Genomic DNA, 26,664 nt, shown 5'->3' with positions numbered 1-26,664 from the left:
CTGTGCGCCAGCCCCGCATGTGGCTGCCGCGCGCAAAGCAAAGAGCCCGCGTCATGCGGGCTCTTTTCATTCAGCCGCTCTGAGGCCTGCGGGTGAGCAGGCGCCCAGAGGGGGTCAGACCGGGCTCAAATCTGGCTCAGTTTGACGCTGGTGGTTTCAGCCGTCAGGTAACCGACAGCGGCAGCAAAGCGATCTTTGTAGTTGCTGCGCACCAGCGGATCCAGCTGGGCTTGCACCTTGCCGTGCAAGCTGGCAACCCAGTCGCCGGGATGCTGGAAGTTGCTGGTGATGTAGGTCCAGCCATTCAGGTCATCGACCACACCCAGGCCGGTGGCTTCGGCGCCCGCAGGCATCGAGACCAGACGCGACAGCTGCTTGGTGTCGACGTTATAGGCCCAGATGAAGTTGTTGACGTGATACGCACTGTCTTCGCCGATGAAGAGGGTGCGCAGCTTCTCCGAGAACTTCAGGTTGTCCGGCGCGCCGATCTTGTCGGGGTTGGCCAAATTGCCCAGAGCGTCGGCGGCGATGTCCTCACCCACCAGCAAGGCCTTGGTGACGGTGGGCATCCATTCGCTGTTGATGGCGCCGCCAGCCGTGTCCTTCTGACCACCGGCCAAGGTGTGCGCCAAGACGGCGCCGGCATTGACAGCCTTTTCCAGCGTCACGCCATGGGCTTCGTTCCAACCTGCACCATTGCGCACCATGGACTTCTGCATGTTCTGCAGGGCCGAGTAAGCGATCTTGTCCTTGGCGTTGACGGTGGTGCCTTCCATCTTGGTGAAGGCCATGCTGGCGCCGACATAGCTGGCGTAGCGGTGGGTTTCCAGGAAGGCGGCGGCCTTTTCCATGCCCGCCTTGATCTTGATCCACTGGTTGCCGCCGTCGATCCAGATCTTGGTGAAGCTGGCGTCCTTGGGGTCGCTGAAGGCCACGTCCATGATGTCGGTGGGCTTCAGGGTGTCGGCCAGCTTTTCGATCTCGGCGCTGGTGGCGGAGCCGAGCTTGATCCAGCTCAGCGCTGCGCCGGCAGCGGCCGGGTCCAGCGAGAAGCCCGCGCCAATCTTGGCCACATACAGGCTGCCGGAGGACAGGTCTTTTTCCTTGTCGGCCACGAAGACGAACAAGCCGCTGTTGGTGGCGTCATCGCCCATCAAGGCGGTGCGGTTGTCGGGCATGACCTGGATCAGCTCGTGCGACAAGCGGCCCAGGCAGTAGTGCTTCTTGATGCTGCCAGTGCCGTCGGGATTGACCGTCACTTCGGGCAGATGGCCGTAGTGGTAGGGGTTGGCTTTGGTCTCGTCGCCGAACAGATTTTTGCTGTAAGCCTTGAATTGGGCTTGGGCATCGGCTTGGTTCTTGCTCGGGGTCTTGACCAGCAGAGCGAAGGCATCGGGTTCGTACTCTTCGCTGGACAGGTGCGTGCCCCAAGGCGAGAGGCTGGAGCCACAAGTGATCCACAGGCCATGGGCCGAGGAGGTGTCCACATTGTGGTACTTGACCAGGCTCAGCTTGCCGGTGCTCTGGTCTTGATCCAGGGTCAAGACGGCGATCGGCGACGGCAGCTTGCCGTACATATCGGTCTTTTCGTCTTGCGCGCGGGTGGTGTATTCGAACTGCACCACAGCAAACACAGCCTTGCCCTTGATGCCCGCCACTTCGGGCTTTTCCAGGCTCAGCAATGACGTGCCGTCCGGCGAGTCGGAGAAGAAGTGGCGCGATTTGCCGGCCACGGTGTTGTCGAAGATGGGCTTGTTGTTGATGTCGTAGTAAGCGCCTGCCAAGACGGTGCCGCCCTTGCCGTCAGGCACATTGCTGCCGGTCATGAAGAAGGGCTCGTACTTGAGCTTGAAGGTCTGCTTGCTTTGGTCGTTCAGCAGCACTTGCAGGCTGGAGCCGACTTCAACGCGGGCCATGGCATCGGGTGTGCTCAGCGTGGGAGCCGCCATGGCGCTGAAAGCGGCCGACACGAAACTGGGGGCTGGGTCATCGCTACCGCCACAGGCGCTCAGGCTGAAGCTTGCACCGACACCACCGATCGGGAGCAAAAACGGTGTGCCCAAGAACTTCAGGGCTTGGCGGCGGGAGGGCTGGGAAGGAGTCGACATAAATGCTGCGGTCTCAATACTGCGGGAGTGACGCCGGATGGCATGGCTGAATCGAACGACAGGTCGGCAGGGTCTTGCGCGCCTGAGTTCTACGAAGCCCGCAATGTAGAGAGCGCATATGTCATCTCGATGACCGTATTTGTGGAGGGGCTTGGTTTTGTGTTGGTTTTGCGGGCCGAAAGGCTGAGGCTCTTGCGGTGCGGGCCTAGGCGAGGCGCATCGGCGGGCGTATGGTGAACAGATGTGGTTTCGATTCGAATCGAGGGAGCGATGACAGCGACGCAAGAGGGCGCAGAGCGGGCGCCTGATCAGGGACAGGGCTTGGGCGATTGGCAGCAAGCGACGCGTTTTATTTTTTTTACCGGCAAGGGTGGGGTGGGCAAAACCTCTTTGTCCACGGCCCTTGCCTTGAGCCTGGCCGATGCCGGCCGGCGGGTCTTGCTGGTCAGCACCGATGCGGCCTCCAATCTGGATGAAATGCTGGGCATTGAGTTGCGCAACAGCCCGACGCCGGTGCCGGGTGCGCCGGGCTTGCAGGTGCTGAATATTGACCCGGACAAGGCGGCCGAGTCCTATCGCCAGCGCGTCTTGGTGCAGATGGGTGCCTGGGCGAGTGCCTCCGAGTTGGCGACCGTGCGCGAGCAGTTGTCCGGTTCTTGCACGACCGAGATTGCATCCTTCGATGAGTTCGCCGAGTTGCTGGCGGGCGACCAAAGCGGCACGCCGCCGCCTTTTGATCACATCGTGTTTGATACCGCGCCCACCGGGCATACGCTGCGCTTGTTGAGCTTGCCCAAGGCCTGGAGCGGCTTCTTGGCGGGCAACGACCGTGGTGCGTCTTGCCTCGGGCCTCATTCGGGTTTGAAGATGCAGGAGGCGCGCTTCAAGGCCGCCTTGGCGGCGCTCAGCGACCCGGCGCTGACCACCGTGGCGCTGGTCACTCGAGCCGACAAGGGCGCAATACAGGAGGCGGCGCGCACCTCGCTGGAGTTGCATGAACTCGGCCTGCACCAGCAGCGCTTGCTCATCAACGGTGTGTTCCACGCCAGCTTGCCCGGCGATACGGTGGCCCACGCCATCGAAGCCCTGGGCCAACAAGCGTTGATCGACATGCCGCCGGCATTGCGGGCCTTGCCGCAACAGCAGGTACCCTTGCAGGCCTTTGACACCGTTGGTTTGGCGGCGCTGCGTGCCTTGCTGCGGCCAGGACCTGACAGTCCGCCCGCAAGCCTTGATTCAAACGCAGTCAGCCTCGCGCCAACAGAACTGGCCTCTTTCGGCACGCTAGGCAGTCTGGCCGATGAATTGGCCCAGGCCGGTCATGGCTTGATCATGGTGATGGGCAAGGGCGGTGTCGGCAAGACGACGATTGCGGCTGCCTTGGCCCTGGCCCTGGTGCAGCGCGGCAAGAGCGTGCACTTGAGCACCACCGACCCGGCCGCGCATCTAGTCGGCACCTTAGGGGTCGACGCCACGGACGCGGTGCCCGGCTTGCGCGTCGATCGCATCGACCCGAAGCAAGAGACCAAGCGCTATGTGGACAAAATCATGGCCGCCAAGGCGCCAAAATTGAATGCCGAGGAGCAGGCCTTGTTGCTGGAGGACCTGCGCTCCCCGTGCACCGAGGAGGTGGCGGTGTTCCACGCGTTTGCGCGCATCGTCAGCGAGGCCCGCAGTGCCTTTGTGGTGCTGGATACCGCGCCGACCGGGCATTCCTTGCTGTTGATGGACACCACCGGCGCCTATCACCGCCAAATGATGCGCGAGTTCGGCGCTCAGATGAACGGTGACGCCGCGAACGCTGCTCCGCGCATGTCCACACCCTTGATGCGTTTGCAAGATGGCCGCTACACCAAGATCATCCTGGTGACCTTGCCCGAGGTGACGCCGGTGTCGCAGGCCGAGGCGCTGCAGGAGGATTTGCGGCGAGCCCAGATCGAGCCCTATGCCTGGGTGCTCAACAAAAGCGTGTTGGCCGCGGGCACGCAAGACCCTTTGCTGATGGCCCGCCTGAATGGAGAGCGTCGGCAGATGGCGCGTATCGACGCGGGGCTGGCTCAGCGGCGCTTCATCGTGCCCTGGCTGACGCAAGCGCCGGTCGGGCTGAGCGCATTGGCGCAAATGACGGCGCAGCCGCCCGCTGCGGCTTGATCGCCTCGCCTGATCAGTCCTTGTTGTCCGGCGTCTTGACGGCCGGTTCTGCGGGCAACTCTTTGGGTGCGCCAAACATAAAGCAGTCGATGAAGGTGAAGTACAGCGAGGCGTAGAACACGGTGGTCATCAAGAGGCCCAGCGGCATCACCACCAGGGCCAGTTTTTGGCCCAGGCCCAGCGCCATCATCAGCAGGCTCAGCCCCATGCCCAGGCCCATCACCAGGGCGAACCACAGCAGCGCGTTATAGGCATAGGCGGCGCGGTTACGCCACAGCCCCAGCGTGCTGGAGAACAGCGCTTGCATGACGCCCTGTCCGCCCCAATGCACCAAGGCCGGCGCGTGCCAGAAGGGCACCGACAGCAGTGCCGCCAAACCCAGCCGGCTGACCGCACCCCAGAACAGGCGCGGGTCCGCGGTGGCCTCGGCAATTTTGTCGGCCGGCGCGTTGTCCACCATCAATTGCTGCAGCGCTTCAAAGCTGCCTCCGTCAATCGCTTCCGACAGCAGACCAATGCCGATCGTGGCCAAGGCGTAGCACGCGCCCAGCAGCAACTGGCTGTTGCGCCGCTGCGGCGTCAATTTCAGCGGTGCGATGAAGACGCCGGCCGTAGGGGTTTGGCCTTGCAGCACCAGATGCGTCGCCAGCATGAAGCCCAGGGACAGCAAGGGCATGGCCATCAGCACCAGCATGAATCCCACACCCGGCAGGAGCAGGGTGGCGAAGGCGACAAACAAGAACACCGAAAACAGGCCCGACAGCACCATCGGTTTGCGCTGAAAGACCTTCAAGCCATGGCGGATCCAGAGCAGGCCGTTGCGGGCGGGCACGGTTTGCAGGTGAAGCATCATGGTTGGAGGCGAGTCTGTGGTGACGGGTTTCAAACGGGAACTCTTGTTAATTATTCAGGCATGGCATGCCAGGGGCGTGCAATGCGCTCGCGCAGCACGCGCTCGAAATGGCTGGGGTCGTGCGGCTTGAGCATGCTGGCCTCGCGCGGCAGGTACACATCCCACAGCCGCGAAATCCAAAAACGCAGGGCGGCCGCGCGCAGCATCGCCGGCAGCAGGCGGTGTTCTGCGCCGCTCAGCGGGCGCACGCTCTCGTAGGCGCCCACAAAGGCGGCCGCACGCTGCTCGTCGAGCCTGCCGCTGGCATGGTCGATGCACCAGTCGTTCAGGCACACCGCCAGGTCAAACAACCAGGCGTCGACGCCGGCGAAATAGAAGTCAAAGCAGCCGCTCAAGCGTTCGCGCCCGGGCAGCCCTTCAAACATCACGTTGTCGCGGAACAGGTCGGCGTGGATAGGCCCGCGCGGCAGTTCGGCATAGGTGGCGGATGCGCCGAGCTGCTGTTGAAAGCTCAGCTCGCTGCTGATCAACTCCGCTTGCTCCGGCGTCAGAAAAGGCAGCACCACTGGCACCGTCTCGCTCCACCAAGCCAGTCCACGCAGATTGCCCTGGTGGAGCGGAAAGTCCTGCGCCGCCAGATGCATGCGCGCCAACTCGGCGCCCACCTGCTCGCAATGGAATAGATCGGGCGCCAGTTGATGGCCGCCACGCAGCTTGTTGACCACGGCGGCCGGCTTGCCTTGCAGCTCAAACAAGATCTGCCCGTCGACGTCGGCCTGCGGGTCCGGCACAGCCAAGCCGCGGCCCGCCAAGTGTTTCATCAGCTGCAGGTAAAAGGGCAGCTGCTCGAAGCTCAGGCGTTCAAACACCGTCAACACATACTCGCCCGACTCGGTGGTGAGGAAGTAATTGGTGTTTTCAATGCCGGCACTGATGCCGCGCAGCGTCTGCACGGGGCCCAGCTTCAAGCGGGAGGCGAGCGCTTGCGCTTCGCTGAGGGAAACTTCGGTGAATACGGCCATGGCTACAGCTAGAGAGGGTTCGGGCCGGGGTCAGTGAGGTGCTGCCGCTCAGGGCATGCCTGCCTGCCCGGCCATCAGAAATTCAGCACGCTCCATACGCGCCGGCCAGCGGCGCCTCGGGTGGTGCCAGCGCCGGGCGAGAGGTCGCGACTGCCGTCGCCCATGATGATCTCGTAGCTGGGTAATTTGCTGTTCTTGGGCTGGACCGTCACCTTTTGGGTATGGCCACGCACACGCAACTCTTCGATGCGGGTGCTGTCATCCTCGATCACGCTTTCTTTCACCTGCGCATCCGGCACGCCTGCGGCAACCAGCTCGGTCTTGGCGGTCTTCTCGGCGCTGGTCTCTGCTGCGCTGTCGGCGGCTTGCACGGCGGCACTGGCCAGCAGGGTCAGCAATAGCGTGGAGAAGCGGCAGAGCGGTGTGTGAAGGAGGGGTCGTGACATGGGGCCATTCTATGTCGCCGCCCGAAAAGTCGGCGGGCCGACTGCGGCTTCGGTCCTTGGCCCTGGCGGCCTGCACGACAATGCGCGCCATGAGCAAACCCATCATGTTGCTGGTCGACGGTTCCAGCTATCTTTACCGTGCCTATCATGCGATGCCCGACTTGCGCGGCCCCGGCGGTGTGCCGACCGGGGCGGTGCACGGCATGGTGGCGATGATGAAGCGCTTACGCGATCAAATCGGCGCCGAGCATGCGGTCTGCGTCTTCGACGCCAAGGGCAAGACCTTTCGCGACGATTGGTATCCCGAATACAAGGCGCAGCGTGCGCCCATGCCTGACGCCTTGCGTGAGCAAATCGCGCCGATTCACGAGGTGGTCGCCTTGCTGGGCTGGCCGATTCTGGAGGTGCCCGGCATCGAGGCGGACGACGCCATTGGCACCTTGGCCCGGGTGGCGGCCAATGCCGGCCATGCGGTGGTGGTGTCCACCGGCGACAAAGACTTGGCGCAATTGGTCACGCATGAGGTCACGCTCATCAACACCATGAGCAATGAGACCCTGGACGTGGCCGGCGTCGTCGCCAAGTTCGGCGTGCCGCCCGATCGCATCATTGACTACCTGACCCTGATGGGCGACACGGTGGACAACGTGCCTGGCGTCGAGAAGGTCGGCCCCAAGACCGCCGCCAAGTGGATTGCCGAGTACGGCTCGCTGGACGGCGTGATTGCTCATGCCGACAAGATCAAAGGCGTTGCCGGTGAAAACCTGCGCAAGGCGCTGGACTGGCTGCCCATGGGCCGCAAGCTGGTGACCGTGGTGTGTGACTGTGATCTGAACGGCCATGTGCCGCAGTGGCCGTCGCTGGACGCCTTGGCTTTGAGGCCGGTGGACGAGGAAGGTTTGCGCGACTTCTATGCTCGCAATGGTTTCAAGACTTGGCTGAAAGAGCTCGGCGGTGCGCCGGCCGTTGTTGCCCCAGCCTTGGGTGAGAGTGGTGATTTGTTTGCCGACGCGCCAAGCGCAGAGCCCGGCATTGCGCCGATCGCGCCTGTGTCGCGCGACTACGAGACCATTCTGGATTGGGCTCGTTTCGATGCTTGGCTCGCTCGTTTGCAAGCGGCGCCACTGGCCTCGCTCGATACCGAGACCGATTCGCTGGAGCCTATGAAGGCCCGCATCGTTGGCATCTCCTTCAGTGTGCAGGCAGGCGAAGCGGCCTACATCCCTTTGCGTCACGATGGCCCCGACGCGCCTCAGCAGCTGCCGTTGGACGAGGTTTTGGCCAAGCTCAAGCCCTGGCTGGAAGATGCCGGTGCGCCCAAGCTCGGCCAGAACCTGAAGTACGACACCCATGTGTTCGCCAACCACGGCATCGCCCTGCGCGGCATCCTGCATGACACCATGTTGCAGAGTTATGTGCTGGAAGCGCACAAGAGCCATGGCCTCGGCGCGCTGGGTGAGCGCTTCCTCGGCCGCAGCGGCCTGAGCTATGAAGACCTGTGCGGCAAGGGCGTGAATCAGATTCCCTTTGCGCAGGTGGATGTGGCGCGTGCGGCCGAGTATTCCAGCGAAGACTCGGACATGTGCTTGCAAGTCCATCAGCGCCTGTGGCCGCAGCTGGAGGATGAGTCCGGCCTGCGCTTTGTCTACGAAAAAATCGAGTTGCCGACGAGTGCTTTGCTGGCGCGCATTGAAAGCACCGGCGTCTTGATCGATGCCGCCGTGCTGCAGGCGCAAAGCCATGAGCTGGGTCAGCGCCTGCTGGCGCTGGAGCAAGAGGCTTATGACATTGCCGGTCAGCCCTTCAATCTGGGCAGCCCCAAACAGATTGGCGAGATCTTGTTCACCAAGCTGGGCCTGCCGGTCGTGAAGAAAACCGCCACCGGCGCCCCAAGCACCGATGAAGAGGTGCTGGAAAAGCTCTCGGCCGACTATCCACTGCCTGCCAAGATCTTGGAGTTCCGAGGCCTGGCCAAGCTCAAGAGCACCTACACCGACAAGCTGCCCTTGATGATCAACCCCGCCACCGGCCGGGTACACACCAACTATGCGCAGGCGGTGGCGGTGACCGGGCGCCTGTCCAGCAACGACCCGAATCTGCAGAACATCCCCATCCGCACCGCCGAGGGCCGGCGCGTGCGCGAGGCCTTTATCGCGCCGCCGGGGCATCTGATCGTCAGCGCCGACTATTCGCAGATCGAACTGCGCATCATGGCCCATATCAGCGAAGACCCAGGACTCTTGCGCGCCTTCGGTCAGGGCGAGGATGTGCACCGCGCTACTGCGGCTGAGGTGTTCCGCACGCCGCTGAATGAGGTGACCTCCGAGCAGCGCCGCTATGCCAAGACCATCAATTTCGGTCTGATCTACGGCATGGGTGCGTTTGGTCTGGCGCAGTCGCTGGGCATCGATCCCAAGGCCGCGCGCGACTATATCGACCTCTACTTCAACCGCTTTGCCGGTGTGAAGCACTATATGGACGCCACCCGTGAGTCAGCCAAGGCCAAGGGTTATGTGGAGACGGTGTTTGGCCGACGCCTCTGGCTGCCCGAGATCAACTCAGGCAATGGCCCGCGCCGCACCGGCGCCGAGCGTCAGGCCATCAATGCGCCGATGCAGGGCACGGCGGCCGACTTGATCAAGCTGGCCATGATCGCAGTGCAGGCGGCGCTGGATGCCGAAGGCAAGGCGACCCGCATCGTCATGCAGGTGCACGATGAATTGGTCTTCGAGGTGCCTGAGGCTGAACTCGACTGGGTCAAAGCGGAAGTGCCGCGCTTGATGGCCGGCGTGGCGCAGCTGAAGGTGCCACTCTTGGCCGAAGTGGGCGTGGGGGCCAACTGGGATCAGGCGCACTGAGTTCCTGATCCGTAGCAATGGAAAAGCCCGTTCAGGCCAATGGCTTGAACGGGCTTTTTGGCGCTGGCCGACGCCTTGAGGCGTCAGCGTGGCGAGTTTGACGTTTGCTTACTTGGCAGCAGCCTTGCGACGACGGCTGGCCAAGAAGGCGCCGCCCAGGACCAGCGGTAACAAGGCCAGAGTGCTTGGCTCAGGGACGTAGTTTTCCTTGCCATTGGCTTGGAAGAAAACCTTTTCGTAGTTGGTCGACCCGTTCAGCCACATGTTGTCATTGATCCGAAAGCCGCCGACGCCGGACAGGGTGTGCAGGCACATGCTCAGCGGACTGCTGGCACTGACGTCGCACTGGTTATTTTGTACCCTGTCGCCAGCGGCGGTGAAGCCCCATGACCAGTTCGGCGAGTAATACCACTCGGCGCCGTTGGCGCTGTGGGTCACGCTGGTTTGGCCGGTGTCCACGATGGTGTCGGCGCGCAGGGCAGCGGCCAGGGCCAAGAAGGTGTCAGAGCCGGTGGCGCGGCCGGCCATCATCAGGTAATCACCGCTGCACGAAGTGAGCACGTTTTCTGCGGCGTTGCCGATGCTGACGGCCATTGTTGCCGCGTAGCACTGGGTCCAACCTCCGCCGGTGATAGTGGACAAGGCGACGTTGGCCTGTGCGCCTGTCGGCAGGTATGTCGGTGAAGCCACAGCGGCTTGGCTGGAGAACAGGCCGGCGGCCAAGGCAAGCGTGGAGATGCTCAGGGCGGCGATGCCGGACTTCAGAAAATTGGCTTGGGTCATGGGATTCATTCCTTGAACTAGGGGTTGACTCTGTCGTTTGTCTGCCGGCACTTGTGTTGATCCGACTTTAGGAGAACCCACCCGGGTACCAAATCCCCGGATCAAGGGGGGGGCGAGCTAGGTTTGCGCATTTGACACACTTGAATGGGGGGTCTCTTTTTTTGGGGGGTACGGCGACAAATTCTCTGAGTGATGCTGGACCTGTGCAGTGCTTTGCCAGCGTCAAGCAATATGTCGACAGCACCGGGTAGTCAGCCAAGGCCAAGGGTTATGTCGAGACGGTGTTTGGCCGGCGCCTCTGGCTGCCCGAGATCAACTCCGGCAACGGCCCGCGCCGCACCGGCGCCGAGCGCCAAGCCATCAATGCGCCGATGCAGGGCACGGCGGCCGACTTGATCAAGCTGGCCATGATTGCGGTGCAGGCCGCGCTGGATGCCGAAGGCAAGGCGACCCGCATCGTCATGCAAGTGCACGATGAATTGGTCTTTGAGGTGCCCGAGGCTGAGCTCGATTGGGTCAAGACCGAGGTGCCGCGCTTGATGGCTGGCGTCGCGCAGTTGAAGGTGCCGCTGTTGGCCGAGGTGGGCGTCGGCGCCAACTGGGATCAGGCGCACTGAGTTTCTTCACGGCGCGATAGACAAAAAAGCCCGTTCAGGCGGTGAGCTGAACGGGCTTTTTGCTGCTGGCGGGCGCCTTTGGGCGTCAGCACAGCGCATGGGGCTCAGCGCAATTTACTTGGCAGCAGCCTTGCGACGACGGCTGGCCAAGAAGGCGCCGCCGAGAGCCAGGGGCAACAGGGCCAGGGTGGTGGGTTCTGGAACCACGGATGCCTTGTCAAACTTCACATCGAGGAAGGCAGCATTATTGGCGTTTACCAAGTAGTGTGGGGTCGACTTTGCTTCGTCGATGACTCGCTTGCCATCCACTCGAATGTCCTGGCCTTGAGCATTCTTCTTGTAGACAGGAATCGCCCAGTCGGTTGAGCCGTCAGCTTTCTTCTTAACTTCGCTCTTGATGGTGAAGTCGCCAGTCAAGATGTAGGACTTCAAGGCGCTGCCCTGATAGATGGTCTTGCTGCCAGCGCCCCATGTCCCATCGCCAACTTGGACGTTGTTGAAGGTCAGGTTCTTGACGTCAATGCTGATGCCGCTTACATCGCCAAGCTCCAGGCTGACTTGGCCGAACCCCAAGTTCTTTCCTTTAGCCAAGGTTTCGGTGTGGCTTAGGTTCTTAAAGATAGAGCCGTCGGTAGACTTCGTACCCAGTTTCACATCGAAGCTGATGGTGGCAGTGTCAGCAGAGTAGCTGACGAAAAACTTGTAGGCCTGATCAGGTGTCCAGTTGAAGTTAGGGGATCCTGCAGCGCGCTGTGAGGAACTATTGAAGTCATCGCCAACTTGGAACAAGGGGTTAGAGCCTTTACCAAGGTCCATCCGAGCTTCAAGATTGCCGTTCTTGATGCCATAAAACGGATCGATCGGCTTGACGCCCGCAAAGCTGCTCGCCGCAAACAAGACCATCGCTGCTGCGAGGCCACTCTTCAGAAATTTGGCTGATGTCATGTGATCCGTTCCTTGATGTAGGGCTTGACTCTCCCCTTGATCGGGGCTTTGGACTGCTGAAGCCAGTTTAGAAGTGACCACTTGAATACCAAACCCCGTGCCCGCGGGGGAGGGTGGCTGATTTGTGTGTTTTTACACACCCGATTTAAGGGGCCACTCGGATGCGGGGTGATCCCTCTTTAGGGGGATTTCCTATGAAAAACAGGCTCGCGACCAAGCTGCTTGCGCGCGGAGTTGGGTGTGTTTAATTGGTATTTAAGTGGTATCTATTTGTGTCGAATCCGCCCGGAGCGTCGAAGCGCGGAGGACGGATGGCGCACGACGGCTCGGCGGCTGGCCATTCAAGGGAGGGGGTGTTGAGCCTGTCGCCCCGGGCCCTGCTCCGGACCGTGCCCCAGGGATCGTCCTGGGGATCGCCGCACTGGGCGGCGGCTCAATTCAGGCCAGCGCCTCGCGCACGCGGGCTTCGCTTAGGTCGGCTGAGCATTCCTGCAGGAAGCGGTAGGTGAAGCCGCGCAGGTATTGGCCGCGTTGGAGGGCGATGCGGGTGGTGTTGGCGGGGAAGAGTTGCTGGGCGTCGAGGCGAACCAGGCCCTGGTCGCGCTGCGGGTCGAAGGCCATGCTGGCCACAATGCCGACGCCCAGGCCCACGCCGACGTAGGTCTTGATCACATCGGCGTCCAGCGCCGACATCACGATATCGGGCACCAGGCCGGCCTGGGCAAAGCCGGCGTCGATGCGGGCGCGGCCGGTGTAGCCCTCGTGGTAGGTGATCAAGGGGTGCTCGGCCAGTGTGGCCAGGCTCAGCTGGAGTGTCTGCAACAGGGCATGGCCGGCAGGGACGACCACCGCATGGTGCCATTCGTAGAAGGGGAAGGTGACCAGGCCGTCTTGCCCATCCAAGGCTTCAGTGGCGATGCCAATGTCGGCGTCGCCGGCTTGCAACAGGGCGGCAATTTCGGTCGGGTTCGCTTGCAGCAGCACCAGATGCACGCGTGGGTAGGCCGCCTTGAAGCGTGCCACCACTTGGGGCAAGGCGTAGCGTGCTTGCGTGTGGGTGGTGGCGATGGTCAGTTGGCCCTGCTCGGCATCGGCGAATTGGTCGGCCAGTCGTTTGATATTGCCGGCGTCTTGCAGCATGCGCCGGGCGATCACCGTCAACTCCTTGCCGGGTTCGGTCAGCCCCAGCAAGCGCTTGCCATGGCGAACGAAGATCTCGACGCCCAACTCGTCTTCCAAGTCTTTGATGTGTTTGCTGACCCCAGACTGCGAGGTGAACAAGGCATTGGCGACCTCGGTCAGATTGAAGTTCTGGACTTCGGCCTCGCGGATGATGCGCAGTTGCTGGAAGTTCATGCGCGCATCAGATGCCGGCGCCCGCTTCGAACAGGCTCAGGCGCGAGGCGCTCAGGTGCACCCGCTGACCGTTTTGCAGATTCAGCGCGCTGGCTTGCTCGCGGGTCAGCTCGGCCTCCAGGTGTTGGCCATCCACCCCAGTCAACTCGACCCGAGCGGCGGCGCCGAAACTCAGCACTCGCTCGACGGTGGCGGGCAGGCCGCGCGCATCGGCTGCGGTCAGGATTTGCAACTCGTGCGGGCGCGCATAGGCCTGGACCTGGCCGACCTTGTCCGTCAAGGACTTGCCAAAGCTCAGGTGCTGATCGCCCAAATGAATCACACCGCCCTCGGCGCGTCCTTCGAAGCGGTTCACCGCGCCCAGGAAGCCGTAAACAAAAGGCGTGGCCGGGTGCTCGTAAACCTCTTGCGGCGTGCCAATCTGCTCGACCTTGCCATGGTCCATCAGCACCACGCGGTCGGCCACTTCCAGCGCTTCCTCTTGGTCATGGGTGACGAAGACGCTGGTGATATGGAGTTCGTCATGCAGGCGGCGCAACCAGCGACGCAGCTCTTTGCGCACCTTGGCATCGAGCGCGCCGAAAGGCTCATCCAGCAGCAGCACGCGGGGCTCCACCGCCAGGGCTCGCGCCAGGGCGATGCGCTGGCGCTGGCCGCCGGAGAGTTGCGGCGGGAAGCGGTCGGCCAGCCAATCGAGCTGCACCAGGTTTAGCAACTCATGCACCTTGCGCTTGATTTCGGATTCGCTGGGTCGCTCCTTGCGCGGCTTGACGCGCAGGCCGAAGGCCACGTTTTCGAACACCGTCATGTGACGGAACAGCGCGTAATGCTGGAACACAAAGCCCACCTGGCGCTCGCGCACATGGGTGTCGGAGGCATCTTCGCCGTCCAGCAAGACCTGACCCCGGTCGGCCGTTTCCAAGCCAGCGATGATGCGCAAAAGCGTGGTCTTGCCGCAGCCAGAGGGGCCCAAGAGGGCCACCAGCTCGCCGGTGGGGAAGTCCAGGCTGACGTCGCCCAGGGCGGTGAAGGCGCCAAAGGACTTGTGGATGTTTTTGACTTGGATGCTCATGGGGCTTCCTTCAGAGCGCGGTGGGCATTCCACTCGACGAATTGTTTGAGGATCAGCGTGACCAGGGCCAGCAGGGCCAGGATCGAGGCCACGGCGAAGGCGGCGGCGAACTGGTACTCGTTGTAGAGAATCTCGACATGCAGGGGCAAGGTGTTGGTCTGGCCACGGATATGGCCCGACACCACCGACACCGCGCCGAACTCACCCATGGCGCGCGCATTGCACAGGATCACGCCGTAGAGCAGGCCCCACTTCACATTCGGCAAGGTCACGCGCCAAAAGGTTTGCCAGCCGGTCGCGCCCAGCACAGTGGCGGCTTCTTCTTCGTCGCGGCCCTGCGCCTGCATCAGCGGGATCAACTCACGCGCCACAAAGGGGAAGGTCACGAAGATGGTGGCCAGCACGATGCCGGGCACCGCGAAGATGATCTTCACATCATTGGCCTGCAGCCAAGTGCCAAACCAACCCTGCGCGCCAAACAGCAGCACATAGACCAGGCCCGCCACGACGGGAGACACCGAGAAGGGCAGGTCGATGAAGGTGATCAACAACTGCTTGCCGCGGAAGTCATGTTTGGCCACGGCCCAGGCGGCGCTGACGCCAAACACCAAGTTCAGCGGCACCGAGATGATGGCCGCGATCAAGGTCAGCTTGATGGCCGAAACGGCGTCGGCCTCGACCAAGGCGGCGAGGTAGACCTCCCAGCCTTTGCGCAGCGCCTCGCTGAAGACCGCCACCAAGGGCATCACCAAGAACAGCGCAAAGAAGCTCAGGCCCAGGGTCAGCAGGGTGTAGCGCACCCAGGGGGCTTCGCGCGTGGCGGGGTTGCTTTGATAGCGGCCGCCGCTCTTTTGCGGCACGCCAAGGCTTGAAACAATGCCGGCCATTATTTGCGTCCTTCTTGGCCGTTACGGCGTGAGCTCCAGGCCTGCAAGCCATTGATCAGCAGCAGCAGGGTGAAGGAGAAAATCAGCATCACCGCAGCGATGGCGGTGGCGCCCACATAGTCGTATTGCTCCAGCTTGGAGATGATCATCAGCGGCGTGATCTCACTCACCATGGGCAGATTGCCGGCGATGAAGATGACCGAGCCGTACTCGCCGACGGCGCGGGCGAAGGCCAAGGCAAAGCCGGTCAGCAGTGCCGGCATCAGGGTGGGTAAGACCACCAGGCGGAAGGTCTGCCAGCGATGCGCGCCCAAGCTGGCGGCGGCTTCTTCCAACTCGGTTTCCATGTCTTCCAGCACCGGCTGCACGGTGCGGACGATGAAGGGCAGGCCGATGAAGACCAGCGCGACCAAGATGCCCAGTGGCGTGAAGGCCACCTTGATGCCCCATGGCTCGAGCAGTTGGCCCAGCCAGCCATTCGGGGCGTACAGCGCGGTCAGCGCAATGCCGGCCACGGCGGTGGGCAGGGCGAAGGGCAGGTCGATCAAGGCGTCAACGACCTTTTTGCCAAAGAACTCGTAGCGCACCAGGCTCCAAGCCAGGATCAGACCAAACACCAGATTGATGGCGGCCGCCAGCAGCGATAAGCCAAAGCTCAGCTTGTAAGAGGCCACCACGCGCGGCGCGCTGGCCGCTGCCCAAAAGGCGTCAAAGCCGTGCCCGGCTGACTTGATGAACACCGCCGAGAGCGGGATCAGCACGATCAGCGACAGATAAAACAAGGTGAAGCCCATGGTCGGGCCAAAACCAGGCAAGACCCGGCGCTTGGCGCGTTTGGGCAATTCATCGGGTGCTGGTCGTGCAGCAGCGGAAACGGCAGAGCTCATGTCGAAGAAAGAATGCGCTGAAAGGTCGATTTAGCGCTTGATGCCGGCCACGATTTGGTCGTAGGTGCCGCCGTCTGCGAAATGCGTCTTGCTGACCTTGGACCAACCGCCCAGCAACTGGTCAACGCTGAACAGCTTGATCGGGGCAAAGCGCTTTTCTTCGCGCTTGAACACGGCCGCGTCACGCGGGCGGAAGTTGTGCTTGGCGATGATGGCTTGTGCTTCTGGTGTGTAGAGATAGTCCAGATAGGCCTTGGCCACTGCGGTCGTGCCCTTCTTGGCGGCAACCTTGTCGACGATGGCGACCGGCGCCTCGGCTTCGATCGACACCGTCGGGTTGACGACCTCAAACTGGCCCTTGCCGAATTCGTTCTCGATCATTTCGGCTTCGGATTCAAAAGTCAGCAGCACATCACCGATGCCGCGCTGGGTGAAGGTGGTGGTGGCGCCGCGGCCGCCGCCGTCCAGCACCGGCACATTGGCAAAGATCTTGGCGACTTGTTCGCGCGCTTGCGCCTCTGTGCCGCCCTTGGCGATCACCGCGCCCCAGGCAGCAAGATAGCTGTAGCGGCCGTTGCCGGTGACCTTGGGGTTGGGGATGATGACTTGCACGCCGGCGCGGGTCAGATCGGCCCAATCCTTGATGGCCTTGGGGTTGCCCTTGCGCACCAGGAACAGGATGGTTGAGCTGTAGGGCGCCGCGTTATTCGGGAAGCGGCTGCGCCATTCGGCCAGGGTCAGGCCTTTCTCGGCCAAGGTGTCTACGTCCGTGGCCTGGTTCATGGTCACTACATCGGCTTCCAGCCCGCCAATGACCGAGCCGATTTGCTTGCTGGATCCGCCATGCGATTGGTTGATGGTCAAGGCCTTGCCGGTCTTGGCCTTGTACTGGGCGATGAAGGCAGGGTTGATTTCCTTGTAGAGCTCGCGGCTGACGTCATAGGAGACGTTCAGCAGCGTGTCCGCCGGCGCTTGCGCATGGGCCGCCATTGGCAGGCTCGTCAGGCCGGCGAGGGCCGTGGCCAGCATCAACTGGCGGCGGCGAACGGGGGTAGACAGCGCGGTGATCTTTTTCATGGCGGCTCCGAATCAATGTTGGACGCTGGTTCAGCGAAGGCCGCTAGCTTGCCAAGCTTTGCTTATTCTGAAAACAACTGTTTTTGCATTTGCTTATTCGATTTCCTGCGGCTCGGCTTTATGGAGCCCGGGATGACTCCCCCTGACTTTGCGGGTGCCGCGCCCGCGTCGGTTAGCATCCCCGCCCATGAATTGGCCTTATGAGTTGCAAATTGGCTGGCGCTACACCCGCGCCGGGCGGGGCGGGCGGCGCAATCGCTTCATCTCCTTCATTTCCGGCGTGTCGGTGCTGGGCATTGCCCTGGGCGTGGCGGCGCTGATCATCGTCTTGTCGGTGATGAATGGCTTTCAGAAAGAGGTGCGAGACCGCATGCTCTCGGTGATTGCCCATGTGGAGTTGTTGGAGTCGCAGGGCCAAGCGCTGCCAGACTGGCAAGCCACGGCGGCCAAGGCCAAGCAGAACCCGGCCGTGGCAGCGGCCGCGCCCTTTGTGGCCTCGCAGGTTTTGATCGCTCGCGGCGAGGACATGCGCGGCGCCATCGTGCGCGGCATCGAGCCCGCCTTGGAGGCCGAACTGACGCCGCTGGCCGCCAAGTTGAACAAAGACGGCCCGCTGACCCGGCTGCGCCCCGGTGAGTGGGGCATCATCATTGGCGCCGAGTTGGCACGCACGCTGGGCGTGCGCGAGGGCGACAAGCTGACCCTGGTGGCGCCCAGCGGCCAGGTCACGCCGGCCGGTGTGATCCCGCGCTACAAGCAGTTCACCTTGGTCGGCATCTTCAATGCCGGCCATTACGAATACGACAGTGGCCTGGCCTTGATTCACGTGGAGGACGCGGCGCGCTTTTTCCGTGTCGATGGCCCCACCGGCGTGCAACTGCGCTTGAACGATGTGCACCAGGCCCGCCAGGTCGGTGATCAACTGGCCTTGAGCCTGGGCGGCGAGATCCGCGTGCGCGACTGGACCCGCACCAATGCCAATTGGTATGACGCGGTGCAGGTGGAAAAACGCATGATGAGCATCATCCTGACCTTGATTGTGGCCGTGGCCGCTTTCAACTTGGTCTCGACCCTGGTGATGACGGTGACCGACAAGCAGGCCGATATCGCGATTCTGCGCACCCTGGGCGCCAGCCCGCGTTCCATCATGGCCATCTTCATGGTGCAAGGCGCTTTGGCCGGGGTGCTCGGCACTTTGTCGGGCGTAGCTTTGGGCCTCTTGGTGGCCTTCAATCTGGATGTGATTGTGCCGACCATTGAGTGGGCTTTGAACACCCAGTTCCTGCCGGCCAGCATGTATCTGATCAGCCATATGCCCAGCGATCCGCGCATGAACGATATTGCGCCGCTGGTGTTGATCTCGCTGGCGCTGGCCTTCCTGGCCACCCTGTATCCGAGCTGGCGCGCAAGCCGCGTTCAGCCTGCCGAGGCTTTGCGTTATGAATGAGGTGGGTCGTGATGTGGTCCTGCAAGGCTTGGGCCTTGGACGCCGTTTCTCCGAGGGCGATCTGGATGTGCAAGTGCTGAGCGGGGTGGACCTGACGGTACGGCGCGGCCAGACCCTGGCCATCGTCGGCGCCTCGGGTTCGGGCAAGTCGACGCTGCTGCATTTGCTCGGTGGGCTGGACAAACCCAGCACCGGCCATGTCAGCTTGATGGGGCGCAATCTGGCCGATATGGCCGAGCCGGAACTGGGGCGTTGGCGCAATCTGCATCTGGGCTTTGTCTATCAGTTCCACCACCTGCTGCCCGAGTTCAGCGCTTTGGACAATGTGGCCATGCCGCTGCGCATCCGCCGCATGCCGCAAGCGCAGGCGCGTGAGGTGGCCGCGGCCATGTTGGCCCGGGTGGGCTTGGGCGCTCGCGTGCAGCACCGGCCGGCCGAGTTGTCGGGCGGTGAGCGCCAGCGGGTGGCGATTGCTCGCGCGCTCGTCACCCAGCCCGCTTGCGTCTTGGCCGACGAGCCCACCGGCAATCTCGATCGCAACACGGCGCAGGCCGTGTTCGAGTTGATGCTGACCACCGCGAAGGACATCGGCACCGCCTTCGTCATGGTCACCCATGACCAAGGTCTGGCCCAGCAATGCCAGGCTCAGCTGCATCTGCTGGGCGGCACCATGCAGGCGGCCCAGCTGGGCGTTCCTGCTTGAACTTGCTTCGCAGCCCTGGCCTCACGATTGACCCTTATTCAAAGACCTTCGGACCATGACCTCCTCACGATTCATCCTCAAGCTCAGCTGTCCCGATCAAGCCGGCATCGTTCATGCGGTCACCGGCTTGTTGCTGGAGCAGGGCGGCAATATCCTGACCTCGGCCCAGCATGGGGATGCCGACCATCAGCGCTTTTTCATGCGCATTGAGTTTGAGTGCGGAGCCGCTGCCTCCGTGGAGGCCTTGCGTGCAGCTTTCGAGCCATTGGCAACCCGGCTGCAAATGGACTGGACCTTGGTGTCCAGCCAAGCCAAGACCCGCGTCTTGTTGATGGTGTCCAAGCTTGGCCATTGCCTGAACGACCTGCTGTTCCGGGTGCAGACCGGGCATTTGCCGATCGAGATTCCTGCCATCGTCTCCAACCACCGCGACTTCTATCAGTTGGCCGCGTCGCACAACATTCCTTTCCATCACTTCCCGCTTTTGAATTCGACTGAGGAGCAAAAGCAGGCGCAGGAACGCAAGATCCGTGAGGTGATTGCCGACAACCAAATCGATCTGGTGGTGCTGGCTCGCTATATGCAAATCCTGTCGCCTGAGTTGTGCCGGGATTTGTCGGGCCGGTCCATCAATATCCATCACAGCTTCTTGCCTAGCTTCAAGGGCGCCAAGCCCTATCACCAGGCGCATGAGCGTGGTGTCAAACTGATCGGTGCGACGGCGCACTACGTCACCTCCGACCTGGACGAAGGCCCCATCATCGAGCAGGAAGTGGCGCGCATTGACCATGGCCTGACGCCCGAGCATCTGGTCGCCATCGGCCGCGATGTCGAGTGCGTGACCTTGGCACGCGCAATCCAGTGGCATGCCGAGCACCGCGTTTTGATGAACGGCCGTCGCACGGTGGTGTTCCGTTGAGTTGAGCCCGGCTCTGCATTCAGGGCTGAGCCCCATGTGGATCGACAGCCACTGCCATCTGGACGCGCCCGAGTTCGATCTCGACCGCGAGGCGGTGGTCCAGCGCGCCCGCGATGCAGGCGTCCAGATGCTGGTGATTCCAGCCGTGGGCGCTTTTGACTTCGAAGCGGCCCGCGAGTTTGCGCATCGCCACGGTTTTGCCTATGCCTTGGGCATCCATCCGCTTTATGTGATGCAGGCGAAGGAGCAAGACCTGACCCTGTTGGCCGAGTTGCTGTCGCGTTATGCGACAGACCCTCGCTTGGTGGCGGTGGGGGAGATTGGCCTGGACTTCTTTGTGCCCGGCCTGAGTGCCGAGCGCCAGCAATTTTTCTATCGCGAGCAGCTGAAATTGGCGCGCCGATTTGATCTGCCGGTCTTGTTGCATGTGCTGCGCAGCGCGGATCAGTTGTTGGCGGGGCTTTCGAGAATTGAGGTGCGCGGCGGCATCGCCCACGCTTTCAACGGCAGCGATCAGCAGGCGCAGCGTTTTGTCGAACGTGGATTCAAGCTCGGTTTTGGCGGCACCTTGACCTATGAGCGTTCGGCGCAAATTCGCCGTCTGGCGGCCGGTCTGCCGGAGACGGCCTTGGTGCTGGAAACCGATGCGCCGGACATCCCGCCGCATTGGCTCTACAAAACCGCCGAGCAGCGTGCGGCGGGCGCTGCTTCGGGCCGCAATGAGCCGGCCGAGTTGCCTCGCATCGCGCAGAGCCTGGCGGATTTGCGCGGTTGGACGCTTGCGCAAACCGCTCGCATCACCTCGGCCAATGTGGGCGCGGCCTTGCCCAAGCTTCAAGCCTTGTTGGATGCCCATGGCTGAGGCTTGCTCCAGCTTGCCGCGCCTGCAAGGTCTCGCGCCGCATGTGGCGCCGGATACGCATCTGCTGGTCTTGGGTAGCTTTCCCGGCGTGGCGTCCTTGAAGGCGCAGCAGTACTACGGCCATCCCCGCAATCAACTCTGGCGCTTGTTGTCGGAGGTGTTTGGTCTGCCGCTGGTCGGCGCCGATTACGCCACTCGACTGCAACTTTTGCGGCAGCACCGCATTGGCCTCTGGGATGTGATCACGGAGACGCAGCGCCAAGGCAGCCTGGACAGCCAGATTCGCGAGCCGCGCGCCAGTGATCTGCATGCTCTCTTGGCCGGCATGCCGGCCTTGCGCATGATCGCTTTCAATGGGGGCACGGCGGCGCGTTTGGGCCTGATTCAGTTGGGCGAGGCGGCCCAGCGCTACAAAATATTTCAGTTGCCCTCCAGCAGCCCGGCCTACACCTTGGCCTATGCAGGCAAACTGGCGGCTTGGCAGCAGATGGCGCCCGACTTTTTCAGCGCATCGAATCAATGAACAACAAAAAAATCAAAAAAATGGCTTGGGCCCCGGCCACGCTATCCGAGTACGACGGCGTGCGCTTTTTGCATTTGGACTCCATCTGGGTGCAGGGCGCGATGCGGATACGCAAACCCCAGCAACTGGAGCTGGAGTACATCCAGCGCATGATGGTGTGGATGCTGTGGCGCGAGTCCAACCAGGTCCGCGAGGGCCATGCTGTGCAGCTGGGCCTGGGCGCTGCGGCGCTGACCCGGTATTGCCATAAAGTCTTGCGCATGCAGACCAGCGCAGTGGAGCTCAACCCAACGGTGATCAATGCCTGCCGGGTTTGGTTTCATCTGCCCGAGGACGATAAACGTCTGACGGTTTTCAACGCCGACGCGGCGCGCTGGGTGGCCGAGCCGGAGCGGGCGCAGACGGTCGATGTCTTGAATGTGGATCTCTACGACCATGACGCTGCGTCCCCGGTCTTGGACGACGAAGCCTTCTACGCCAACTGCCATCGCATCTTGGCCGATGGTGGCTTGATGACGGTGAATCTGTTTGGTCGCGATGCCAGCTTTGCGCGCAGTGCGGGGCGTATTGCGTCGGTCTTTGGCAGCGATCAGGTCTGGAGCCTGGCGCCAACCAAGGAAGGCAACACGATTGTGGTGGCAGCGCGTGGGGTGCAAGTCCCGGAGCGCGAGGAGTTGGAGCGCAGAGCGGCTACCATCGAGGCGGAGTTTGAATTGCCGGCGCGCAAATGGTTGCGCCTGGTGCGCCCGCTGCCCTTGAGCATCATCAATCAGCTGAGATCCGAGCCGCAGACATGAATGCCAAGCCAAAAACCGAGACCTCGGCTGCCGTGACTGCCAAGTCAGAAGGGCGCCTGGAGTGGCGGGCCTTGCTGAACTGGTTGCTGGAAGATGGCGTGATCGACCAGGAGCAGGTGGCGCGCACCCAGCAGCGTTTTGCGGCGGGCGATAGCTCCTTGCATCCCTTGGTGCGCTTGGCCCATGCGGGTTTGAGCCGCGTGGGCAGCAGCGGCAAGTCGTTGGATTTGGACGCCTTGACCGAGTGGCTGGCGCAGCGCGCCAAGCTGCCTTACCTTCGCATCGATCCGCTCAAGGTGGATGTGGGGCGGGTGTCGGATGTGATGTCGGTCGGCTATGCCGAGGCCAAGCGATGCTTGCCGGTGCTGGTGGGACTGAACGAGGTGACGATTGCCACTTCGGAGCCTTTTGACACCAGTTGGGTGGTGCAGATCGAGTCGCACACCCGCAAGCCCATCAAGCTGGTGGTGGCTAATCCGCTGGAGATCTCGCGCTACACCACCGAGTTCTTCACCTTGGCGCGTTCGGTGCGCGCAGCCGCTAAAACGGGTGAGTCGACCCAGGTGGCCAGCTTCGAGCAGTTGGTGGAACTGGGCCGCAGCAACAAGCAACTCGATGCCAATGACCAAGGCGTGGTGCAGGTGGTGGATTGGTTATGGCAGTACGCCTTTGACCAGCGTGCCAGTGACATCCACTTGGAGCCTCGCCGCGAGATGGGCGTGATCCGCTTCCGCATCGACGGGGTCTTGCACACCGTCTATCAACTGCCGCCGACCGTGATGAGCGCGATGATCTCGCGCATCAAGCTCTTGGGCCGCATGGATGTGGTGGAACGCCGCCGGCCGCTGGATGGCCGCATCAAGACGCGTAACCCGGCGGGTGACGAGGTCGAAATGCGACTCTCCACGCTGCCGACTGCCTTTGGCGAAAAGATGGTGATGCGGATCTTTGACCCCGACACAGCGGTCAAGGACCTGGCCATGTTGGGTTTTTCGAGTCACGACACCGAGCGCTGGGAAAAGCTGGTGACTCAGCCGCACGGCATCATCTTGGTGACCGGGCCGACGGGCAGCGGCAAGACCACCACGCTGTATTCGACGCTCAAGCGTCTGGCGACCGACGAGGTCAATGTCTGCACGATTGAAGACCCGATCGAGATGATCGAGCCGGCCTTCAATCAGACGCAGGTGCAGGCGGCGCTGGACTTTGGATTTGCAGAAGGCTTGCGCGCCCTGATGCGGCAGGACCCCGACATCATCATGGTGGGCGAGATCCGCGATCTGGCCACCGCTGAAATGGCGATCCAGGCCTCGCTGACCGGACACTTGGTCTTCAGCACCTTGCACACCAATGATGCGGCATCCGCCATCACGCGCTTGACCGATCTGGGCGTGCCTTCTTACTTGATCAGCGCCACCGTGATTGGCGTACTGGCGCAGCGCTTGGTGCGGACCTTGTGCCCTCATTGCAAGGAGCCGGATCCGACGGTGACGCGAGACACCTTGAACGACATGCTCAAGCACTGGCGCATGAATGGTGGCGTCAAGCCCTACAAGCCTGTAGGTTGCCTGGAGTGCCGCCATACCGGCTACCGCGGCCGTGCCGGTTTGTATGAGTTGTTGACCGTGGGCGAGTCGATCAAGACGCATCTGCACCCCACGCCAGATATCTCGGCACTGAGACGGCAGGCGATGCAAGAGGGCTTGCGCCCCTTGCGTTTGGCCGGTGCCATGAAGGTGGCCGAAGGGGTCACCACCTTGGAAGAGATCTTGCGCAGCACACCGCAGTGGCAAAGCTGAGGGTTTGCCCTCGGTGAGGCAGGGCTCTGGTGGTTTGCCAGGGCTGCGTTCAGCCCTTACGTGTAACCCACACTCACTCAGGCGTGGGCCCTGCCTAGAATGCTTCGTCAATAGAAAGCTCAAGAGGGTTTGCAATGAAGATCAAAAGTCAAAGAGACTTCTGGTCAGGGTTGATGTTCGTGGTGGTGGGGCTTGCCTTTGCGGTGGCCTCGAGCGAATACAACTTTGGCTCCTCCGCCCGACCTGGGCCCGCCTATTTCCCCTTCGGCTTGGGTGTGTTGCTGGCCGTCCTGGGTGGCATGGTGCTCTTCAAAGCACTGACCATCGAGTCTGCAGGGGGGGATCCAATTGGTGCGATCGCTTGGCGGCCCTTGCTGGTCATCGTGGCGGCGATCGTCGTGTTTGGTTTGATGTTGCCGCGCTTTGGCTTGGTCATCACTTTGCCGGTCTTGATCACGGTATCTGCGATGGCCAGTGACGAGTTCCACTGGAAGGACGCTTTGCTCAACAGCGTCATTCTGACAGCCGGTAGCTGGGTGATCTTTGTCTGGGGGCTGAAATTGGTGATTCCGGTTTGGCCCACGATCTTTGGCGCTTGAGGGCTGACGCATGGAACTCTTGAATAACCTAGCCCTTGGCTTTCACGTCGCCATGACCTGGCAAAACTTGCTCTATGCTTTCGGCGGAGCGGTGTTGGGGACCCTGATCGGTGTTCTGCCTGGCTTGGGCCCGGTAGCAACCATTGCGATGCTGCTGCCGTCCATTTACGCCCTGGATGCGACGCCGGCCTTGATCATGTTGGCCGGCATCTATTACGGCGCGCAGTACGGCGGCTCCACAACCGCTATCTTGATCAATGTGCCGGGTGAGTCGAGTTCGGTGGTGACGGCCATCGATGGCTATCAAATGGCGCGACAAGGTCGAGCCGGTGCAGCCTTGGCCGCTGCGGGCTTGGGTTCCTTTTTCGCCGGTTGCGTAGGCACCGTCATCATCGCCGCCTTTGCGCCGCCTTTGACCGAATTGGCCTTCAAGTTCGGCCCTGCTGAGTATTTCTCTTTGATGGTCTTGGGTCTGGTTGGGGCTGTGGTCTTGGCCTCCGGCTCCTTGGTCAAGGCGATCTCGATGATCCTTCTGGGCCTGCTGCTGGGACAGATCAACACCGATGTGATCTCCGGTACGCCGCGCTTTTCGTTCGACATTCCTGAATTGACCGATGGCATCGGCTTCGTCGTCATCGCCATGGGCATTTTTGGTTTCGGCGAAATCATTGCCAATCTGGGCCAGCCTGCCGAGCACCGAGAGGTTTTCACCAAGGATGTGAAAGGCTTGTGGCCGACCAAGCAAGATTTCAAAGAGGCTTGGCCTTCGGTGATCCGCGGCACGACCTTGGGTTCGATCTTGGGCGTCTTGCCGGGTGGCGGTGCTTTGTTGGCGTCTTTCGCTTCCTACACCTTAGAGAAAAAGATTGTCAAAAATCCACGCGTTCCTTTCGGCAAGGGTGCCATCCAAGGTGTAGCCGGACCGGAATCAGCCAATAACGCTGGAGCCCAGACCAGTTTCATCCCGATGCTGACCTTGGGCATCCCGCCCAATGCCGTGATGGCGCTGATGGTGGGGGCGATGACTATCAAGGGCATTCAGCCCGGCCCGCAAGTGATGACCAGCAATCCGGAACTGTTCTGGGGGCTGATTGCATCGATGTGGGTGGGTAATCTGATGCTGGTGGTGTTGAACCTGCCTTTGATCGGCGTTTGGATCAAGTTGTTGACGGTGCCCTACCGTTTTCTGTTCCCTGCCATCGTGACCTTTTGCTGCATCGGCACCTACACGCTGAGTAACAACAACTTCGATGTGTTCATGACGGCCGCGTTCGCATTGATTGGCTATGTGTTTTACAAGCTCAGTTGTGAGCCAGCGCCGCTTTTGTTGGGATTCATTCTCGGGCCCATGATGGAAGAGAACCTGCGTCGGGCCTTGTTGCTCTCGCGTGGCGACTGGGGTACTTTTATGAGTCGTCCTTTGTCTGCCGGTTTGCTGATTGCTGCGTTCTTGATGGTTGTGGTGGTGATGCTGCCTTCGATCAAGAGCAAGCGTGAGGAAGCGTTCCAAGAAGAGTAAGTTCGGGCGAAGTCCCTTGCGCAACCGGCCCATCAAGGCCCGGTTTTCTTTTGTGTGTCCGTTTCCGCATTTATGCCATCGCCTAGGTGACGTCTCTTGCGCAGTCACGGAGGGGCGGTGCTCCTTCCGCTTGTTCTCGCTCCACCTGTCTTCATATGTCCAATCCTCATTGGGGAATGTTCCTGGATCGACGGCAAACCTAGTCAGTGGCAGGCTTTTCAAAAATCACGGGTGAGCGCTTGCAGCTCACCGAAAAACAGTGCTACAGTAGAGGGCTTCGCTGATGAGAAGTTCTTGAAAGCGAAGGAAGTGAGAGAAGTCGGGGTTTGAAAGAAATTTCAAAATACTTGACGAGATTGAAGAAAATCGGTCATAATCTCGCTTCTGTGCTGTTGGCGCCAAGTCAGTAGCTGCAAGTTGAGCTAAGGCTTGAT

At 61.7% G+C, this 26,664-nt stretch carries 23 protein-coding genes and 1 pseudogene; 12 read left to right on the top strand and 12 right to left on the bottom strand.

The window, feature by feature from the left end:
- Positions 1-125: 125 nt before the first annotated feature.
- The gene (locus WG899_RS08390; RefSeq protein ID WP_339595183.1) at positions 126-2,108 is read right to left on the bottom strand and encodes a PhoX family protein; all 1,983 of its coding nucleotides are present in this window, start codon (positions 2,106-2,108) and stop codon (positions 126-128) included.
- A 270-nt stretch (positions 2,109-2,378) separates the two neighbouring features.
- Between WG899_RS08390 and arsA the strand changes: the two genes are divergently transcribed.
- Positions 2,379-4,259: an arsenical pump-driving ATPase gene (arsA, locus tag WG899_RS08385; protein WP_339595182.1), complete on the top strand. Its 1,881-nt coding sequence runs from the start codon at positions 2,379-2,381 to the stop codon at positions 4,257-4,259.
- Positions 4,260-4,272: 13 nt separating this feature from the next.
- Here arsA and WG899_RS08380 read toward each other — a convergent pair whose 3' ends face one another.
- The 3 genes from WG899_RS08380 to WG899_RS08370 all read right to left on the bottom strand — a co-directional run bounded on the left by WG899_RS08380 (position 4,273) and on the right by WG899_RS08370 (position 6,580).
- Entirely contained in the window at positions 4,273-5,112 is an 840-nt protein-coding gene (locus WG899_RS08380; protein WP_339595181.1) for a BPSS1780 family membrane protein, read from the bottom strand.
- Positions 5,113-5,162: 50 nt separating this feature from the next.
- The gene (locus tag WG899_RS08375) at positions 5,163-6,134 is read right to left on the bottom strand and encodes a homoserine kinase (protein WP_339595180.1); all 972 of its coding nucleotides are present in this window, start codon (positions 6,132-6,134) and stop codon (positions 5,163-5,165) included.
- A gap of 74 nt (positions 6,135-6,208) precedes the next feature.
- Positions 6,209-6,580, bottom strand: coding sequence for a hypothetical protein (locus tag WG899_RS08370; protein ID WP_339595179.1), 372 nt, complete (start codon positions 6,578-6,580; stop codon positions 6,209-6,211).
- A gap of 80 nt (positions 6,581-6,660) precedes the next feature.
- Between WG899_RS08370 and polA the strand changes: the two genes are divergently transcribed.
- Positions 6,661-9,438, top strand: a complete 2,778-nt coding sequence (gene polA, locus WG899_RS08365) for a DNA polymerase I (protein WP_339595417.1) — start codon at positions 6,661-6,663, stop codon at positions 9,436-9,438.
- A gap of 108 nt (positions 9,439-9,546) precedes the next feature.
- Here the strand turns inward: polA and WG899_RS08360 are convergent, their stop codons facing one another.
- Positions 9,547-10,221: a PEP-CTERM sorting domain-containing protein gene (locus WG899_RS08360; protein WP_339595178.1), complete on the bottom strand. Its 675-nt coding sequence runs from the start codon at positions 10,219-10,221 to the stop codon at positions 9,547-9,549.
- Between the two features lie 212 nt (positions 10,222-10,433).
- On the opposite strand from WG899_RS08360, the pseudogene WG899_RS08355 reads away from it, so the two are divergent.
- Positions 10,434-10,838: pseudogene (locus WG899_RS08355) on the top strand (DNA polymerase); the annotation flags it as partial.
- A 114-nt stretch (positions 10,839-10,952) separates the two neighbouring features.
- Here WG899_RS08355 and WG899_RS08350 read toward each other — a convergent pair.
- The 6 genes from WG899_RS08350 to WG899_RS08325 form a co-directional block, all read right to left on the bottom strand.
- Positions 10,953-11,783, bottom strand: coding sequence for a PEP-CTERM sorting domain-containing protein (locus tag WG899_RS08350; protein WP_339595177.1), 831 nt, complete (start codon positions 11,781-11,783; stop codon positions 10,953-10,955).
- A gap of 438 nt (positions 11,784-12,221) precedes the next feature.
- Positions 12,222-13,139 carry a CysB family HTH-type transcriptional regulator gene (locus WG899_RS08345; RefSeq protein WP_339595176.1) on the bottom strand — a complete coding sequence of 306 codons (918 nt, stop codon included), beginning with the start codon at positions 13,137-13,139 and terminating at the stop codon, positions 12,222-12,224.
- A gap of 7 nt (positions 13,140-13,146) precedes the next feature.
- A complete protein-coding gene (locus tag WG899_RS08340) occupies positions 13,147-14,211 on the bottom strand; it encodes a sulfate/molybdate ABC transporter ATP-binding protein (RefSeq protein WP_339595175.1) in 1,065 nt (354 codons plus the stop codon).
- Complete coding sequence (gene cysW, locus WG899_RS08335; protein ID WP_339595174.1) at positions 14,208-15,098, bottom strand: sulfate ABC transporter permease subunit CysW; 891 nt, start codon at positions 15,096-15,098, stop codon at positions 14,208-14,210. Before cysW ends, WG899_RS08340 begins: the two co-directional genes overlap by 4 nt.
- Positions 15,098-15,985 (bottom strand): sulfate ABC transporter permease subunit CysT, encoded by an 888-nt coding sequence (cysT, locus tag WG899_RS08330; protein WP_339595173.1) that lies wholly within the window; start codon positions 15,983-15,985, stop codon positions 15,098-15,100. The genes cysW and cysT overlap by 1 nt, the downstream gene beginning before the upstream one ends.
- Positions 15,986-16,015: 30 nt before the next feature.
- Positions 16,016-17,014, bottom strand: coding sequence for a sulfate ABC transporter substrate-binding protein (locus WG899_RS08325; RefSeq protein WP_444718834.1), 999 nt, complete (start codon positions 17,012-17,014; stop codon positions 16,016-16,018).
- 235 nt (positions 17,015-17,249) lie between these two features.
- On the opposite strand from WG899_RS08325, the gene WG899_RS08320 reads away from it, so the two are divergent.
- From WG899_RS08320 to WG899_RS08280, 9 genes are all read left to right on the top strand, one after another.
- On the top strand, positions 17,250-18,509 hold the full coding sequence (locus WG899_RS08320) for a lipoprotein-releasing ABC transporter permease subunit (protein WP_339595171.1): 1,260 nt from the start codon (positions 17,250-17,252) through the stop codon (positions 18,507-18,509).
- Positions 18,502-19,212 (top strand): ABC transporter ATP-binding protein, encoded by a 711-nt coding sequence (locus tag WG899_RS08315; RefSeq protein WP_339595170.1) that lies wholly within the window; start codon positions 18,502-18,504, stop codon positions 19,210-19,212. The genes WG899_RS08320 and WG899_RS08315 overlap by 8 nt, the downstream gene beginning before the upstream one ends.
- A gap of 55 nt (positions 19,213-19,267) precedes the next feature.
- Positions 19,268-20,131 carry a formyltetrahydrofolate deformylase gene (gene purU, locus WG899_RS08310; RefSeq protein WP_339595169.1) on the top strand — a complete coding sequence of 288 codons (864 nt, stop codon included), beginning with the start codon at positions 19,268-19,270 and terminating at the stop codon, positions 20,129-20,131.
- Between the two features lie 34 nt (positions 20,132-20,165).
- The gene (locus WG899_RS08305) at positions 20,166-20,993 is read left to right on the top strand and encodes a TatD family hydrolase (RefSeq protein WP_339595168.1); all 828 of its coding nucleotides are present in this window, start codon (positions 20,166-20,168) and stop codon (positions 20,991-20,993) included.
- The gene (locus WG899_RS08300; RefSeq protein WP_339595167.1) at positions 20,986-21,516 is read left to right on the top strand and encodes a DNA-deoxyinosine glycosylase; all 531 of its coding nucleotides are present in this window, start codon (positions 20,986-20,988) and stop codon (positions 21,514-21,516) included. Before WG899_RS08305 ends, WG899_RS08300 begins: the two co-directional genes overlap by 8 nt.
- Positions 21,513-22,313, top strand: a complete 801-nt coding sequence (locus tag WG899_RS08295) for a spermine/spermidine synthase domain-containing protein (RefSeq protein WP_339595166.1) — start codon at positions 21,513-21,515, stop codon at positions 22,311-22,313. Before WG899_RS08300 ends, WG899_RS08295 begins: the two co-directional genes overlap by 4 nt.
- A complete protein-coding gene (gene tfpB / locus WG899_RS08290; RefSeq protein WP_339595165.1) occupies positions 22,310-24,112 on the top strand; it encodes a type IV pilus assembly ATPase TfpB in 1,803 nt (600 codons plus the stop codon). Before WG899_RS08295 ends, tfpB begins: the two co-directional genes overlap by 4 nt.
- 134 nt (positions 24,113-24,246) lie before the next feature.
- A complete protein-coding gene (locus tag WG899_RS08285) occupies positions 24,247-24,711 on the top strand; it encodes a tripartite tricarboxylate transporter TctB family protein (protein ID WP_339595164.1) in 465 nt (154 codons plus the stop codon).
- A gap of 10 nt (positions 24,712-24,721) precedes the next feature.
- The gene (locus WG899_RS08280; protein WP_339595163.1) at positions 24,722-26,230 is read left to right on the top strand and encodes a tripartite tricarboxylate transporter permease; all 1,509 of its coding nucleotides are present in this window, start codon (positions 24,722-24,724) and stop codon (positions 26,228-26,230) included.
- 246 nt (positions 26,231-26,476) lie between these two features.
- Here the strand turns inward: WG899_RS08280 and WG899_RS08275 are convergent.
- Positions 26,477-26,664: hypothetical protein (locus WG899_RS08275; RefSeq protein WP_339595162.1), on the bottom strand; the 188-nt coding region annotated here is incomplete at its 5' end.

The sequence above is a fragment of the Paucibacter hankyongi genome (genome assembly GCF_037482915.1).
Lineage (GTDB): Bacteria > Pseudomonadota > Gammaproteobacteria > Burkholderiales > Burkholderiaceae_C > Paucibacter_A > Paucibacter_A hankyongi.
This window is presented reverse-complemented; position numbering and strand designations above follow the sequence as displayed.